This is a genomic window from Kibdelosporangium aridum (assembly GCF_900176515.1).
Classification (GTDB): Bacteria; Actinomycetota; Actinomycetes; order Mycobacteriales; family Pseudonocardiaceae; genus Kibdelosporangium; species Kibdelosporangium aridum.
The window spans coordinates 222,092-237,553 of the sequence record NZ_FWXV01000008.1 but is presented as its reverse complement, the minus strand read 5'-3'; the positions used below and the strand labels follow the sequence as shown (position 1 = coordinate 237,553).

Annotated in this window: 10 protein-coding genes; 6 read left to right on the top strand and 4 right to left on the bottom strand. The window is 66.8% G+C overall.

Features of this window, described 5'->3' with window-relative positions; all coding sequences use genetic code 11:
- The first annotated feature begins 66 nt into the window (after window positions 1-66).
- Window positions 67-2,943 (top strand): glycoside hydrolase family 9 protein, encoded by a 2,877-nt coding sequence (locus B9C43_RS36970; RefSeq protein WP_084431467.1) that lies wholly within the window; start codon window positions 67-69, stop codon window positions 2,941-2,943.
- Between the two features lie 83 nt (window positions 2,944-3,026).
- On the opposite strand, the gene B9C43_RS36965 is transcribed toward B9C43_RS36970, so the two are convergent.
- The 4 genes from B9C43_RS36965 to B9C43_RS36950 form a co-directional block, all read right to left on the bottom strand.
- Window positions 3,027-4,673 carry an amylo-alpha-1,6-glucosidase gene (locus B9C43_RS36965; protein ID WP_084431912.1) on the bottom strand — a complete coding sequence of 549 codons (1,647 nt, stop codon included), beginning with the start codon at window positions 4,671-4,673 and terminating at the stop codon, window positions 3,027-3,029.
- A gap of 68 nt (window positions 4,674-4,741) precedes the next feature.
- The gene (locus B9C43_RS36960; protein ID WP_033388941.1) at window positions 4,742-5,554 is read right to left on the bottom strand and encodes a carbohydrate ABC transporter permease; all 813 of its coding nucleotides are present in this window, start codon (window positions 5,552-5,554) and stop codon (window positions 4,742-4,744) included.
- Window positions 5,551-6,432: a carbohydrate ABC transporter permease gene (locus tag B9C43_RS36955; RefSeq protein WP_084431465.1), complete on the bottom strand. Its 882-nt coding sequence runs from the start codon at window positions 6,430-6,432 to the stop codon at window positions 5,551-5,553. Before B9C43_RS36955 ends, B9C43_RS36960 begins: the two co-directional genes overlap by 4 nt.
- Before the next feature lie 4 nt (window positions 6,433-6,436).
- Window positions 6,437-7,666 (bottom strand): sugar ABC transporter substrate-binding protein, encoded by a 1,230-nt coding sequence (locus B9C43_RS36950; RefSeq protein ID WP_084431463.1) that lies wholly within the window; start codon window positions 7,664-7,666, stop codon window positions 6,437-6,439.
- Between the two features lie 126 nt (window positions 7,667-7,792).
- Between B9C43_RS36950 and B9C43_RS36945 the strand changes: the two genes are divergently transcribed.
- From B9C43_RS36945 to B9C43_RS36925, 5 genes are all read left to right on the top strand, one after another.
- A complete protein-coding gene (locus B9C43_RS36945) occupies window positions 7,793-8,803 on the top strand; it encodes a LacI family DNA-binding transcriptional regulator (RefSeq protein WP_033388943.1) in 1,011 nt (336 codons plus the stop codon).
- A 224-nt stretch (window positions 8,804-9,027) separates the two neighbouring features.
- Complete coding sequence (locus B9C43_RS36940) at window positions 9,028-10,851, top strand: RICIN domain-containing protein (protein WP_084431460.1); 1,824 nt, start codon at window positions 9,028-9,030, stop codon at window positions 10,849-10,851.
- Window positions 10,852-10,945: 94 nt separating this feature from the next.
- Window positions 10,946-12,394, top strand: coding sequence for a glycoside hydrolase family 10 protein (locus B9C43_RS36935; protein ID WP_084431458.1), 1,449 nt, complete (start codon window positions 10,946-10,948; stop codon window positions 12,392-12,394).
- Between the two features lie 17 nt (window positions 12,395-12,411).
- Window positions 12,412-13,872 carry an arabinofuranosidase catalytic domain-containing protein gene (locus B9C43_RS36930; protein ID WP_200825892.1) on the top strand — a complete coding sequence of 487 codons (1,461 nt, stop codon included), beginning with the start codon at window positions 12,412-12,414 and terminating at the stop codon, window positions 13,870-13,872.
- Window positions 13,873-13,900: 28 nt separating this feature from the next.
- A complete protein-coding gene (locus B9C43_RS36925) occupies window positions 13,901-15,427 on the top strand; it encodes a non-reducing end alpha-L-arabinofuranosidase family hydrolase (RefSeq protein WP_084431456.1) in 1,527 nt (508 codons plus the stop codon).
- The last annotated feature ends 35 nt before the right edge of the window (window positions 15,428-15,462 follow it).

Below are 15,462 nucleotides of genomic sequence, written 5' to 3'. Positions count from 1 at the left end.
GAGTCTCTGGGAGCGCTCCCAGGAAGCTTCGCCAACCGTCAGAGCAGACGGAGGAGACCCAGCCCGATGAGATCGCTTTTCCCTGCACGCGGGCGCCGCCACGCCACCGCCGCCCTCGCCTTGGTCGCCGTCACGGCCGCGCTCACCGCCGGCCCAGCCCACGCTGCCGACTACGAACGGATCGTCAACGGCAACTTCAGCGCGGGCTCGGCCGACCCGTGGTGGGCAAGCGCCGGAGTGACCAACCGTGTGGTCAACGGCGAGTTGTGCGCGTCCGTCACGGGCGGCACGACGAACCCGTGGGACGCGCTGATCGGCCAGAACGGCGTGCCGTTCGAAGCCGGTCAGCAGTACACGATGTCATTCGACGCCTACGCCACCACACCGCAGCCCATCGCCGCCAACGCGGGCGAAGGCGTCAGCCCGTACCGCGGGATCGCCCGGCACGAAGTCCAGCTGACCCCCACCAAGCAGAAGTTCACCTTCACGTTCACCTCGGAGCTCGACTTCCCGGACGCGGGCAACGGCCAGATCACCTTCCAGCTCGGCGGACAGGCCGCGGACAACGCCATCTGCGTGGACAACGTGTCGCTGATCGGCGGCGTCATCCCACCCGGCGGCCCTGGCGCTCCGACGAAGAAGGTCCAGGTGGACCAGGTCGCGTACCTACCGGGTCTGCCGAAGCACGCCACCCTCGTGTCCACCGCGACCACAGCGCAGACCTGGGTGCTGAAGAACTCCGCGGGCTCGACTGTCGCTACCGGTCAGACCACACCGAAGGGCGTCGACACGCTGTCCGGCGACCCGGTGCACTTGATCGACTTCTCCTCGTACGACACCGCGGGGACGGGCTACACACTCACCGTCGGCGCGGACACCAGCTTCCCGTTCGCCATCTCCGCCGATCCGATCAAAAAGCTGCGCTACGACTCGCTGGCGTTCTTCTACCACCAGCGCAGCGGCATCGAGATCCAGGCGCAGTACGTCGGCGCGACCTACGCCCGGCCCGCGGGCCACCTCAACGTCGCGCCGAACCAGGGCGACAACAACGTGCCATGCCGGTCCGATCTGAACTGCGGCTACACGCTGGACGTGCGCGGCGGCTGGTACGACGCGGGCGACCACGGCAAGTACGTCGTCAACGGCGGCATCTCGGCGTGGCAGGTGCTCAACACCTACGAGCGCGCCAAGCTGATCGGCGACGCCGCCGCGCTCGGCGACGGCAAGCTCGCCATCCCGGAGAAGGCCAACGGGGTGCCCGACATCCTCGACGAGGCCCGCTGGGAAGTCGAGTTCCTGCTGAAGATGCAGGCACCTGACGGCATGGTGCACCACAAGATCCACGACGCGAACTGGACCGCCCTGCCCACGCTGCCGCACCAGGACAGCCAGGTCCGCCGACTGTCGGCGACCAGCACCGCGGCGACGCTGAACATGGCGGCGGTGGCGGCACAGGCAGCCCGCATCTACGAGACCATCGACCCGGCGTTCTCGGCCAAGGCACTCGCCGCCGCGGTGAAGGCCTACGCGGCCGCGAAGGCGAACCCGAACAAGATCGCCGACCCGAACGACGGCACCGGCGGCGGCGCGTACAGCGACACCAAGCTGACCGACGAGTTCTACTGGGCTGCCGCGGAGATGTACGCCACGACCGGCGAAGCGTCCTACCGTGCGGACGTGACCGGCTCGTCGCTCTACAAAGGACAGTCGATCGACGACCGCGGCTACGACTGGGGTTCCACCGGTCCGCTTGGCGACATCACGCTCGCACTCGTGCCCACTGGCCTGCCCGCGGCGGATGTCGCGGCGATCAAGGCCGCATTCGTGGCCACGGCTGACAAACACCTGAACCAGATGGCGTCCCAGGGTTACCCGGCGCCGTACCGGGAGCCCGACGGCACATACGTGTGGGGCTCGAACGGTCTGGTCGCCAACAACGCTTCGGTGCTGGCGCTGGCGTACGACTTCACCGGCGCGGCCAAGTACCGCGAGGGCGTGTTCGAGGCGCTGCACTATCTGCTCGGCCGCAACCCGGTGAGCTACTCCTATGTCAGTGGGTACGGCGGACAGCCTGTGCGTAACGTCCACCACCGGCACTGGGCCAACCAGCTCGACCCGACCCTGCCCATCGCGCCGCCCGGTGCGCTCTCCGGCGGCCCCAACAGCGCGCTGCAAGACCCCATCGCCGCGCGCATGCTCCAGGGTTGCAAGCCGCAGAAGTGCTTCGTGGACCACATCGAGGCGTACTCGCTCAACGAGGTCACGGTCAACTGGAACTCGGCGCTGGCGTGGGTCGCCAACTGGGCCGCGGAGAAGTCGAGCCCGGCCGATGCCACACCCCCGACCACGCCGGGCACCCCGGTGGCGTCCGCCGTCACCGCAACGGGTGCGACGCTGACCTGGACCGCGTCGAACGACCCGGAGAGCGGCGTCAAGGACTACGACGTCATCTCGATCGAGGGTGACACGCAGCGCGTGATCACCACGGTCACCGGCACGTCCGCCACGCTGACGGGACTGCAACCGAATACGGCTTACCGGTTCGCCGTACAGGCGCGCAACGGAGCCGGAGTCAAGTCCGCGCTGTCCGGCGTGGTCCCGGTGACGACCAAAGCGGACGGCCCGACGTACTGCCGGATCGCCTATCGGGCGAACGGGTGGACCGATGGCCTGTCCGCGAGCATCGCGATCACCAACACCAGCAACACGGACTGGGCGTCGTGGACGCTGAGGTTCACGTGGCCAGGCAGCCAGAAGATCACCCAGGGATGGTCGGCGGCCTGGTCACAGACCGGCTCCGCGGTGAGCGCGGCCTCCGTGCCGTGGAACAGCCGCGTCCCGGCAGGCGGTTCGGTGCAGATCGGGTTCAACGCCTCGTCGTCGCCGCCGCACGCGGAGCCGACCGACTTCACGGTCAACGGACAGCCCTGCTCGAAGGGCTGATCCGCAATGGAGCGGCTGGTCCCCCAAGTCAGCTGCGGGACCAGCCGCTCCCCCCGACGGTGGCGGCGACGAACCGACGTACATCAGGCCCGTTCAACGGCTTCGGCGGCGAGAAGCAGGTAGGCGCTGGCCGTCCACGTGTAGGCACGGTCGCGCAATCCTTGTCCGGTCAAGGCGTCGAAGTTCTCGGCGAAGCCCGACTTCTCGCACAGGGCACGGAACCGGGCACTGACAAGGTCGGCGAGTTCGGTGGCCCCTCCTCGGCGCAGGCCGTCCTCGATCAGGATCGTCGCCGGGGCCCACACTGGGCCTCGCCAGTAGCCGTCGGCTTCATAGAACGGTGAGTCGGGGCGTTCGGTGGCAAGCCCGGCGGACGTCAGGTGTCTGGCAACGTTCGTGGTGAGCGTGGCGTGCACGTCATCAGGTAGTTGCGGGCCAAGGACGATCGGCATGAGGTCGAGCAGGCTTGCCGTGGTGCGCGGCGTGCCGTCCACCGCGCGGCTGGCGAAGCGGGAGCCGTCCCACAAGTGCGTAAGCATCGCGGCGAGCAACGTGTCGGCTTCACGTGCCCAGCGCGTCGCGGCCGCTGCGTCACCGATCTCCCCTGCCAGACGTGCCAGCTCTCTCATCTGTATCACCAGGAAGGCCGTGAGATCAGCGGACTGAACCAAACGCTGTTCGCCGAACACTGTCGCGTTGTCCCAGCCGCTGTCGTTGCCATGTTCGTAGTGCGCGAACGGCTGACCGGGTACCCGCCGGTGGTCGAGCCAGAAGTTCGTCCATGCCGCCAGTTGCCGGTAGAGGCGGGGCAACTCGGCACCCGGCAGCCCGCCACGCAGGCGCTCGCGCAGCCTGTTCACTGCCCAGCCGTGGATGGGTGGTTTGACGAAGTTGTGCAAGATCTCGGCGTGGGTGATCGAGTCGGGCAGCGCCCCCTCGTCGGTCTGGTGGTCGAACACGACCTGGAGCTGGTCCCAGGCCAGGCCCGGCGATCCGGCAGCCAGCGCGAGGGCGTTGAAACAGTGGTCCCAGCTCCAGATCTTGTCCATCCAGTGTTTGGACATCAGCACCGCGGGCCGCTGGATGAACCCGGACGGCTGGACGGTGGCCGACCACAGCACGTAGCAGGCGAGTTCGGCGGCCGGAGTCCGGTCGTCCCGCCAAGGCGCGACCGCGTCGGTGAATGCCGTGAAGGCCCGCCGTGATGCCGCCACGACCTCGGCGAAGCGCGCGTGGATGGAGGGACGTTTCCACGCGGTGGTCAGCTCCTCCAGCACGAGCTCCCATTCGCCGCCGTCATCACCGATGACGACCGCGCGCTCGGCTTTCCCCAGCGCGCCGACTCCGAGCCCGTGAATGGATCCGGACAGACACGTCAGCCTGTAGCGGTGACCGGTCTCGTAGGAGGTGAAGACGTACGACGAGGTGACCGGGTCGTGGAAGAAGTACGTGCCGGTGAAGGGCGTCAGCGTGGCATCGGCCGCGGCGATGCGCAAACCCAAGCCGTGCCCGGAAATCCTGAGCGAGGAAGGCGACTCGAACGCCGCCGACACCCGCCCGCGTCCCGCGGACCAGGTCAGCTCCGCCGGGTTCGCCGTCACCTCGGTCGGCACGCGCGCGCCGCTCAACACCGGTGCCAATTGAAGTACCGCGTGCATGCCGTTGCGGTGTGAGACCAGATGCAGGTCCTCGGCGTAGGTAGCGAGTGCGACGACTGGGGATATGCCCATCCACGACCCTTGACAGCTGAACGGTATTTCCCGCACCGAGAAGTCGTCCACACAACCCTCCACTGTGGTCAGTCCTTGACAGCTCCCGCGGTGATGCCCGCGGCCACGAAGCGCTGGGCCAGCACGAGCAGGATGGTCGCGGGCACGGACGCGACGACGGCGGTCGCCATGATCGCGTTCCATTCCTGGTTGTTGTTGCCGATGTAGCGGTAGATGCCGAGAGTCAGCGGTTTCAACAGGCCTCCGCTGTCGAGCGTCGCGGCGAACACGAAGTCCGACCACGCCCACAGGAAGGCGAACAGTGCCGCGGTGACGATCCCGTTGCGGCTCACGGGAAGCACGATCGACCAGAAGGTGCGCAACGCGCCCGCGCCGTCTATTCGTGCCGCCTGCAGCAGTTCGTCGGGTACGGAGGACATGAAGGCGGTGAGGATCAGTACGGCGAACGGGACCGCGATGGTGGAGTCGGCGAAGATCAGGCCCCACACCGTGTTCGTGATGCCTAGGCTGACGTAGATGCCGTAGAACCCCAACGCCATGGTGATCCCGGGAATCATCTGCGCCACGAGCAGCGCGAACTGCAGCGGCCGCCGGCCGCGCGGGCGCAGTTTCGCCAGCGAGTACGCCGCCGGCGCGGCCAGCACCAACGTCAACACAGCTGTGCCGGACGCGACCAGCAGGCTGGTCCCGAAGTAGGGCAACTGCTCGTTCAGCACCCGGACGTACCCCTCGAACGTCGGTGCCGTGGGCAGGAAGTCCGGCGGCGACTTGCGCATCCGGTCCGCGGGTGTCAGGGAGACGTTGATCATCCAGTAGACCGGGAAAAGCATCACCGCGGTGAGCAGCAGGCCAACGGCAGTGCGCCACGACCACCGTGTCATGCGGCCTCCTGGTGACGCTGGCCGCGAACGTAGAGCAGACCTGCCGCGACGGCGAAGAGGATCAGCACGTTGCCCACCGCCGCGCTCGGCCCGAAGCGCGGCAGCATGCTGCCGAAACCCAGTTCGTACGACCAGGTGGCCAGTGTGGTGGACGACCCGGTGGGGCCGCCGCGGGTCATGATCCAGATGATGTCGAAGACCTTGAGCGTGTAGACCAGGCCGAGCAGCAGCGTGACACCGGAGATGGGCCGCAGCATCGGGAAGGTCACGTGCCAGAACGTCTGCCACCGGCTCGCACCATCCAAAGAGGACGCTTCGTACACCTCCGCCGGGATGGTGCGCAGACCGCTGTAGAGCACGACCAGGTTGAAAGGGATGCCGATCCAGATGTTCGCGATCGTCACCGCCACAAGCGACCAGTCCGGGGAGGTCAACCAGTCCACGGTGCCGAATCCGAGGAACGCCAGCACCGCGTTCACCACACCGGCTTCGCTGTTGAGCATCCACGCCCAGGTCGACGCGGACACGATCAGCGGCAACAACCACGGCACCAGCATCAGCGCCCGCAGCGTCGCCGACAACCGGAAACTGCGGGCGAAGAACACGGCCAACGCCAGACCGATGGCGTACTGGAACACCAACGACGTCACCGTGAACACGACCGTGTTACGCAGTGCCGTGCCGAAGGCGGGATCGGCGAACACGGTGACGTAGTTGCCGAAGCCGATCAGCGGCGCACCGCCGTGCACGAAGGACCGCACGGTGTAGTCGCGGATGCTCAGGTCGATATTGGTCAACAGCGGATAGACGTAGCAGAGCAGCAAGTAGGCCACGAGCGGGAGCAGGAACGCCCAGCCGGCCAGTTGCTTGCGCAGCACGGCGTCACTTCGCCGCGGCCTGGGCGTCCGACATGGCGTCCTTCGGCGACTTCGAGCCGGTCAACGCGGCCTGCACGGCCGTCCACAGCGGCTGGGAGATCCGCGGATAACGGGTGCCGAGACCGTCGCTCGTGCGTCCCTTGGCGGACTTCACCGCGTCCACCCAGACCTTCAGGTCCGGCTGGGCGGCGATTTGCTGTTCCTGGACCGAAGGCACCGCGGAGACGTAGGTCAGCGCGGTGTCCGTGGCCAGCACAGTCTCCGGACTGATCAGGCAGTTGGCGATCTTCGCCGCGGTTGCCTCGTCGTCCTTGTCGCGCTGCGCGGGAACTGTGACGAATTCTCCCCCGGTCGGCGCGGGCGCGACGCCTCCGGTGCGGGACGGGATCGGGATGACGCCGTACTCGAAGCCCGCTTTCTTGGCGTTCGCCAGTTGCCATGTGCCGTTCTCGGCGAAGGCGTACTCGCCGGTTGCGAACTCCTGCCAGCTGGTGGTCTGCGTGTTGCCGATGACCGAGTTCGGCGCGTACTTCTTGTCCAGCCACGACTTCCACAGCTCCAGTGCTGCCACGGAATCGGCCGAGGACAGATCGGTCAGCTGCGCGCCCGCGCCCCAGAACCACGGCAGGAACTGGAACGTTCCCTCTTCGGTGCCGATCGCGGCGAACGTGATGCCCTTCTTGCCCGCCGCGGTGACCTTGGCCAGTGCCGCGTCCAGTGCGGCCCAGTCCGAGATCGACGCCGGGTCGACGCCCGCCGCACTCAGCACCGCCTTGTTGTAGTACAACGCCAATGTGTTCGCGCCAATCGGCACACCGTAGGTCTGCCCGCCCGTCTGGGCCGCGGCCACCAGGTTCGGCGCCGCCTTCGACGCGTCCAGCCCACTGTCCTGATTGGACTTCACAACTCCGCCCTCGGCGAGCGTGGAGACCACGGGGTTGTCCACGACCAGGACGTTCGGGGCCGTTCCCTGTTGCGCCGCCAGTAGGACCTTGTTCGTCAGGTCGGTCGTGTCATAGGCCTGCCGCTCCACCTTGACACCCGCCTGAGCGCCGCACTTCTCGATCACCTTCACCCACTCCGATCCCCCGTCGAACTGGGGATACGGATCCCACACCGAGAACGTGCCGGTTGCGCTCGTACCGGCGTCGGGCTGCGAGGAGCAAGCGGACAGGGCCAGACCGACCGCGACCAGTGCCGTGGTCAGCCGTGGGGTGTTCGGCGAGCCCTGCATCGAAGCTCCAATCGTCGAACCGGTTCGACCCAAGCACGTTGCGTCAACGTAACCATGTGGGCGATATCACGCAATACCCCCGATGCCGTATCGTGAAGGCCAGTCGAACCGGTTGGATCTGATCGCATGAATATTGGGGAGATCGCCAAGCGGGCCGGTGTTTCGCGCAGCACGGTGTCCTACGCGCTGAGCGGGAAGCGGCCAGTGGCGGCGGCGACCGCCCGGCGGATCAACGAGGTCATCGCCGAGCTGGGCTATCGGCCCAACGCCAGCGCGCGAGCGCTCGCCGAAGGGCGCACGCGCACCCTTGGCCTGGTGATACCGCCCGCCGGCAGGCGACTGACCAATGTGCAGCTCGATTTCGTCGCCACCGTCGTCGAAGCGGCCGCCACCCACGATCTCGACGTGCTGTTGTCGCCGAGCGGCGGAGACCACGACCGGTCGTTCGAGCGAATCGTCACCGGCCGCCGGGTGGACGGCGTGATCCTGATGGAGATCCTGCTGGACGACCCGCGTGTGGCCAGGCTGGAGCAGAGCGCGCTGCCCTACGTGACGATCGGGCATGTCGAAGATCCCCGCGCGTCGTGGTGGGTGGACGTGGACTACGCGACACTGGTCCGGCGCGGTGTGCACCACCTGGCCGATCTCGGTCACCAGCACGTGGTCCTGATCAACCGGTCCACCGAGTTGGTGGCCGCCGGGTACGGTCCCGCCTTGCGCTCAACGACCGGTTTCCAGGAAGCGGCCGACCAGCGAGGGCTGTCCGCGCACGTGGTCTGCTGCGCGGACGAGCCCGCGGCGGGCTTGGCTTGTTTCGAGCAGATCCGTGCCCGCTGGCCGGAAGTCACCGCGGCGGTGACGATCAACGAGGTGGCGCTGCCGGGTCTGCAGCGGGCCTTGCACCGCGCAGGGCTGGACGTGCCACGGGATTTCTCGATCACCGGAGTGATCGCCGACCGCTTGGCCGAGGACTTCCACCCGCCGCTGACAGCCGCCGACGTACCGGCCGAGGACATGGCCCGGCTCGCGGTGGACCTGCTGGTCGAGCGGATCGCCGACCCGGATGCCAGCCCTCGGCACGCGCTGCTGCAACCGGCCATCTCCCTGCGGTCGAGCACAGGTGCGAGGCCGCAGTAGCGGGACGTCGATAAGACCGATCCATTTCAGGGAAGTAACGCGGATAAGACTGAAGCATTGCGCTGTGCACAACGCGTCGCGTACGGTTATCAGCTGATCGAACCGGTTCGACCCGGTTCGGATGTCCCATGGTTCAACGGACTCGGCTGCCCTTACACGCGCGTGGACAGGCCGTGGTCCGCCCGGTGATCTCGTGAACTCCATCCCTGCAGCCAAGGAGCCACATGAACACCAGACCCCACAAGTGGCGCGGATTTCGCCGCCGTGCCGGCACTCTGCTCGCCATCGGCGCGGTCTTCGCCACATCTGCGGTGACGGCCCAAGCCGCGGACGAGTCCATCAGCGTTGACTTCTCCGTCGCGTCCGGCGCCCCGACCTATCGGGCCTCCGGATGGATCTACGGCATGACCGAGAACGCGTCCGGACCTGCCGACCACTTCTACCGGGACGTGAAGTTCCGGTACATGCGCGCCGGTGGCGCCCAGCTCGACAGCCCGGGCGGATGGGTGTCGGGCCGGTACGACCGCCGGTGGAACTCCACGCGCGCTCAGCTGTTGCGCACCCGGTCGCTGGGCGGCGAGTTCATCCTGCTCGTCCACGATTTGTGGGGCGCCGACGGCTATCCGATCTCGCGCTTCCCCGGCGACAACGGCAACTGGACCGACTACGACAACTTCCTCGGCCGCCTGATCGACGACGTGCGCGCGACCGGTGCGCCCGTGCAGTGGGACCTGTGGAACGAGCCCAACATCACGCTGTTCTGGAACCGTCCGCAGTCCCAGTACTTCGAGCTGTGGCGTCGCACGTACCAGCGTGTCCGGGCCGCCTTTCCGTCGCACCTGATCGTCGGCCCGAGTTGCGCGTGCGTTCCGTCGACCGGCAACACGTGGTGGACCCAGTACCTCGATTTCGTCCGTGCCAACAACGTCATTCCCGACATCATCAGCTGGCACTCCCTGCCGGGCGACCCTGTTGCCAACGTGGCCACGGCCAACGCCACACTCGATCCACGCGGCATCCCACATCCGCGTCCCTACCAGATCAACGAATACGGGGCGTCCAACGAACAGAGCCCGGGTGGCGGCTCCTGGTACATCGCGCGGCTGGAACGAGCAGGCGCCGACGGCCTGCGGGCCAACTGGGCCGGCGGCGGGAACCTGCACAACGACCTCGGCAACCTCCTCGTCCGCAACTCGGCGGGACAGCATCAGCCGAAAGGCGAGTGGTGGGTCTACCGGTTCTACGGCGCACAGTCCGGCCAGATCGCCTCCGTCTCCCCCAGTCGGTCCTACGACGCTTTCGCCACCCGGACCACCGGCGCGGCCAAGGTTCTCGTCGGCGGACGCGGTACGACCGGCAACATCGCAGTCAACCTGCGAAGCCTGGACGCCACGAGCGGCATCGTCCAGAACAACCAGGTACGTGTTGTGGCCCAACGCATTCCGCACAACGGTGGCGGCGCGGTCGCGGGTCCGATCACCATCCAGAACTCCGTGGTCACGCTGTCCGGCAACGCCACAACGGTCAACCTGCCGCACTCCAACGCCGAAGACTCCTTCACCGTCACGGTTCTGTCCCCTTCGGACTCCGGCTTCCAGTCCGTCGCCGTCGCCCAGCATTCCCAGCAGTGCCTGGACAACACCAACCTGAGCACCGCGGACGGCAACCAACAACAGCAGTACTTCTGCGAGGGCGGCGACCAGCAGCAGTGGGACTTCCGGCCGGTATCGGGAGTCGCCGACACCTACACGGTGGTCAACCAGCAGTCAGGCAAGTGTCTGCACGTCAACGGCGCCTCCAGCGCTGATGGTGCCGCCGTCCAGCAATGGACCTGCAACGGCGGAACCAACCAGCAGTTCGCCCTGCGCAAGGTGACCTACGCGGGCAACGATCCACACGACTACCAACTCGTCGCCCGGCACAGCGGCAAGTGCGTCGACGTCAACGGAGTCTCCACCGCAGCGCAAGCGGTGGTCATCCAATGGACGTGCAAGTCAACCAGCCAAGCCAGCCAGCTCAACCAGACCTGGCGTCTCTGGGGCCGCTAGCCCCATCCATCCCGCGGAGTTCCCTCGACCCTCTTTACATTTGTCTGGGAGCGCTCCCAGAATCGATAGGCGCCTTCAACGACGAAGGAGAATCATGACCCTGCACCCTCATACCGCCCGATGGCTTCGCTCGGCGGTCGTTTCAGTCGCCGTCGCCAGCGCCGTGACGCTTGTGCCCAGCACGGCCGAGGCAGCCACCACCCTGGGCGCGGCAGCGGCCCAGTCCGGTCGTTACTTCGGCACCGCCGTGGCCGGGGGCAAACTGGGCGACTCGCAGTACACGACCATCCTCAACCGGGAATTCAACTCGATCACGGCCGAGAACGAGATGAAGTGGGACCACACCGAGCCGTCCCGCAACAACTTCACCTTCGGCTCGGCCGACCGGATCGCCAACCACGCGCGCAGCCAGGGCAAACAGCTTCGCGGCCACACGCTGGTCTGGCACTCGCAGCTGCCCGACTGGGTGAAGGCCATCCGGGACGCGAACACGTTGCGCAGCGTGATGAACAACCACATCAACACCGTCGCGGGCCGGTATCGCGGCCAGATCCACTCGTGGGACGTGGTGAACGAGGCCTTCGCCGACGGCGGCAGCGGTCAGCTGCGACCCTCGGTGTTCCGCGACGTTCTCGGCAACGGGTTCATCGAGGAGGCGTTCCGCACCGCCCGCACCGCCGATCCCGGCGCCAAGCTCTGCTACAACGACTACAGCATCGAGGACTGGAACTCGGCCAAGACCCAGGGTGTCTACAACCTGGTGCGCGACTTCAAGTCCCGTGGTGTGCCGATCGACTGCGTCGGCCTGCAGGCGCACTTCGGCAGCGGCGGCGCGCCCGGCACCTTCCAGACCACCATCGCCAACATGGCCGCGCTCGGCGTCGACGTGCAGATCACCGAGCTCGACATCGCTCAGGCCGGTTCGACCCAGTACGCCAACGCCGTCAAGGCATGCTTGAACGTGCAGCGATGCACCGGCATCACGACGTGGGGCATCCGCGACAGCGACTCCTGGCGCGGGAGCGAGAACCCGCTGCTGTTCGACCGTAGTGGCAACAAGAAACCGGCTTACGAGTCGGTGCTCGCCGCGCTGAACGGCACGAGCAGCGGAAGCCCGATCCAGATCGGTGTCAACTACCGGCTGGTGGCTCAGCACAGCAGCAAGGCCGCCGAGATCGCCAACTCGTCCACCTCCGCCGGTGCCACGCTGCGGCAGTGGTCGGTGACCAGTGGCACCAACCAGCAGTTCGACTTCCTCGACGCCGGTGCGGGCTACTACCGGATCAGGGCGCGGCACAGCGGCCTGGTGCTCCAGGCGTCCGGCACCAGCAGCGGTGCGGACATCTCGCAACAGCCGGATACCAACGCCACGAGTCAGCAGTGGCAGGTGGTCGACCACGGCGGCAGCGTGATCAGTCTGGTGAACCGGCAAAGCGGCCTGGCATTGGACGTCTGGGAGGTGTCCACCGCCGACGGCGCACGCATTTCGCAGTGGACGTTGACCGGTAACGCCAATCAGCGCTTCCAGCTCCAACGCGCCTAGCCGACGAGGAGAAGCACATGCCCGGCCCAAGATCGCTGGCGGTTGCCGCGGTGACGGCTCTGCTGTCCGGCGCCGTGTTCGCGATCGGTACCGCTCCGGCACAAGCGGCTGATCCGAAGCCATGTGACATCTACGCTTCGGGCGGCACGCCTTGCATAGCCGCGCACAGCACGGTGCGAGCGCTTTACGGCTCGTACAACGGCAACCTCTACCAAGTCAGGCGCTCGTCGGACAACGCCACGAGGAACGTCGGTGTCCTTGCCGCAGGCGGCACCGCCGACGCGTCGGCGCAGGATACGTTCTGCGCCAACACCTCCTGTGTCATCACGGTGGTCTACGACCAGTCCGGGCGCGGGAACGACCTGTGGTACCAGGGATCGAGTGTCGTTCCGGGCTCGAGCCAAAGCAAACCCGCGATCGCGACCACAGAGTCACTCACGGTCGGGGGCAACAAGGCGTACTCGCTCTACATAAACCCTGGCAACAGCTACTGGCGTGACGGCCATCTGACGGGCGTACCCACGGGTGCTGCGCCCGAAGGCATGTACATGGTCACCAGCGGCACCCACGTCAACAACGGCTGCTGCTTCGACTACGGCAACAGCGAAACGACCAGAACCGCGGACGCCGCCGGAGCGATGGACGCGATCAACTTCAGCACCCAGTGCTGGTTCGGCGGGTGCTCCGGAACAGGCCCCTGGGTACAGGCGGATCTGGAATGGGGTCTGTATTCCGGCGGCAGTCAGTCATGGAACCCCAACCAGAGGGCGTTCACCAACAAGTACGTCACAGCGATGCTGAAGAACAACGGCACCACACGATTCGCGCTCAAGGGCAGCAACGCGCAGGCGGGCAACCTGACCACGCTGTGGGACGGCGCGCTTCCTCCGGGATACAGCCCCATGAAGAAGCAAGGGGCCATCATCCTGGGCAGCGGCGGCGACTGCTGCAAGCCCGGCGGCGGCGCCAATCTCAGCGCGGGAACCTTCTACGAAGGAGCCATGGTCTCGGGCTACCCGTCCGACGCAACCGAGAACGCTGTGCAGGCCAACATCGTCGCGGCGGGCTACAGCACCGGCACCACCAACCCTGGCGGCACGGTGCGGGCGGTCGGCGCGGGCAAGTGCCTCGACGTGCCGTCATCCACAGCAGGTACGCAGGCGCGGATCTGGGACTGCACCGGCGGCGCCAATCAGGCCTGGATCCGTAGCGCGTCCGGGCAGTTGACCGTCTACTCGGGCGGCGAGCAGAAGTGCCTTGACGCCTACGGCCAGCAGACCAGCGCCGGCACCAAAGTGGTCATCTGGTCGTGCAACGGCCAGCCGAACCAGCAGTGGAACGTCAACGCCAACGGCACGATCACCGGCGTGCAGTCCGGACTGTGCCTTGACGTGTCCGGAGCGTCCACCGCCAACGGGGCCCTGGTCCAGCTGTGGACCTGCCACAACGGCAGCAACCAGCAGTGGACCTTGACCTGACGCACTCGTCCAGTCGAAGGGAAAGTACATGCTTGGTACGGGCAGATCCCGGCGAGCTCCAGCGTTCGTCACGGCGCTCGCCACGGTCACAGCCCTGGTGACAGGCCTGTTGTCCGGGGTCGGCGTGACCACGGCGCAGGCGGCCACTGTGGACCCGAACGCGTGGTACGTCTTGGTCAACCGCAACAGCGGCAAGGCGTTGGACGTGTCCGGAGCGAGCACCGGTGACGGCGCCGCCGTTCAGCAATGGGCCCGGCACGACGGCACCAACCAGCAGTTCCAGTTCGTGGACTCCGGCGGTGGCTACTACCGGTTGCGGGCGCGGCATTCCAGCAAGGTGCTGGACGTGTACAACTTCTCGACCGCGGACAGCGCGAACATCGTGCAGTGGAGCGATCACAACGGAACGAACCAGCAGTTCCGGCTGGCCGACTCGTCCGACGGCCACGTCCGGCTGATCAACCGCAACAGCGGCAAGGCCGTGGAGGTGCAGAGCAGTTCCACCGCGGACGGCGGGAAGGTCGTGCAGTACTCCGACGCGGGCGGGACCAACCAGCAGTGGAAACTGGTTCCGATGAGCGGCGGCAACCCCGGCGGTCCGCTGCCGTCCACCTTCCGGTGGTCCTCCAGTGGTGTGCTGGCCAGCCCGAAGTCCGACGCGCAGCACCCCAACCGCTACTCCATCAAGGACTTCTCGGTGGTGCGGCACAACAACCAGTGGCTGATCTACGCCACCACAGCCGGGCCGTCCGGTTGGGGCCTGGTGAACTTCAACTTCAGCGACTGGTCACAGGCAGCGGCCGCGCCGCACACCTACCTGGACACGGCATCGGCGATCGGACCGGGATACCGCGCCGCGCCGCAGTTGTTCCACTTCGCGCCGCAGAACCTGTGGTACTTGGTCTACCAGACCGCGCCGCCCACCTACTCGACCAGTACCAACCCGGCTGATCCGCGGTCGTGGTCGGCGCCGCGCACGTTCATCGCCCAGGAGCCGGAGATCGTGCGGCAGAACAAGGGTGACGGGACCTGGATCGACTTCTGGGTCATCTGTGACGCCGCGAACTGCTACCTGTTCTTCAGCGACGACAACGGGCACATCTACCGGGCGCAGACCAGCATGGCCAACTTCCCCAACGGGTTCGGCAACACCCAGATCGTGCTGTCGGACTCCAAGTTCGCCCTGTTCGAAGCGACCAATGTGTACAAGGTGGCCGGATCCAACCAATACCTGCTGATCCAGGAGGCGATCGGCGGCACCGGACGGCGCTACTTCCGGTCCTTCACCTCGACCAGCCTCACCGGCAACTGGACGCCTTTGGCCGCAACGGAGAACGAGCCGTTCGCCGGCCGTGCCAACGTCACGTTCCCCAACGGCGCCTGGACACAGGACATCAGTCACGGCGAGCTGGTCCGGGCCAGCAACGACCAGACACTGACCATCAACCCGTGCCAGCTGCAGTACGTCTACCAGGGCCAGGATCCCAGTGCCAGCGGCGACTACCTGAAGTTGCCATGGCGGATGGGCCTGCTCACCCAGACGAACTCATGCTGACCGCAAATGTCCCTAATGGACTCGCCTGGCGTCCC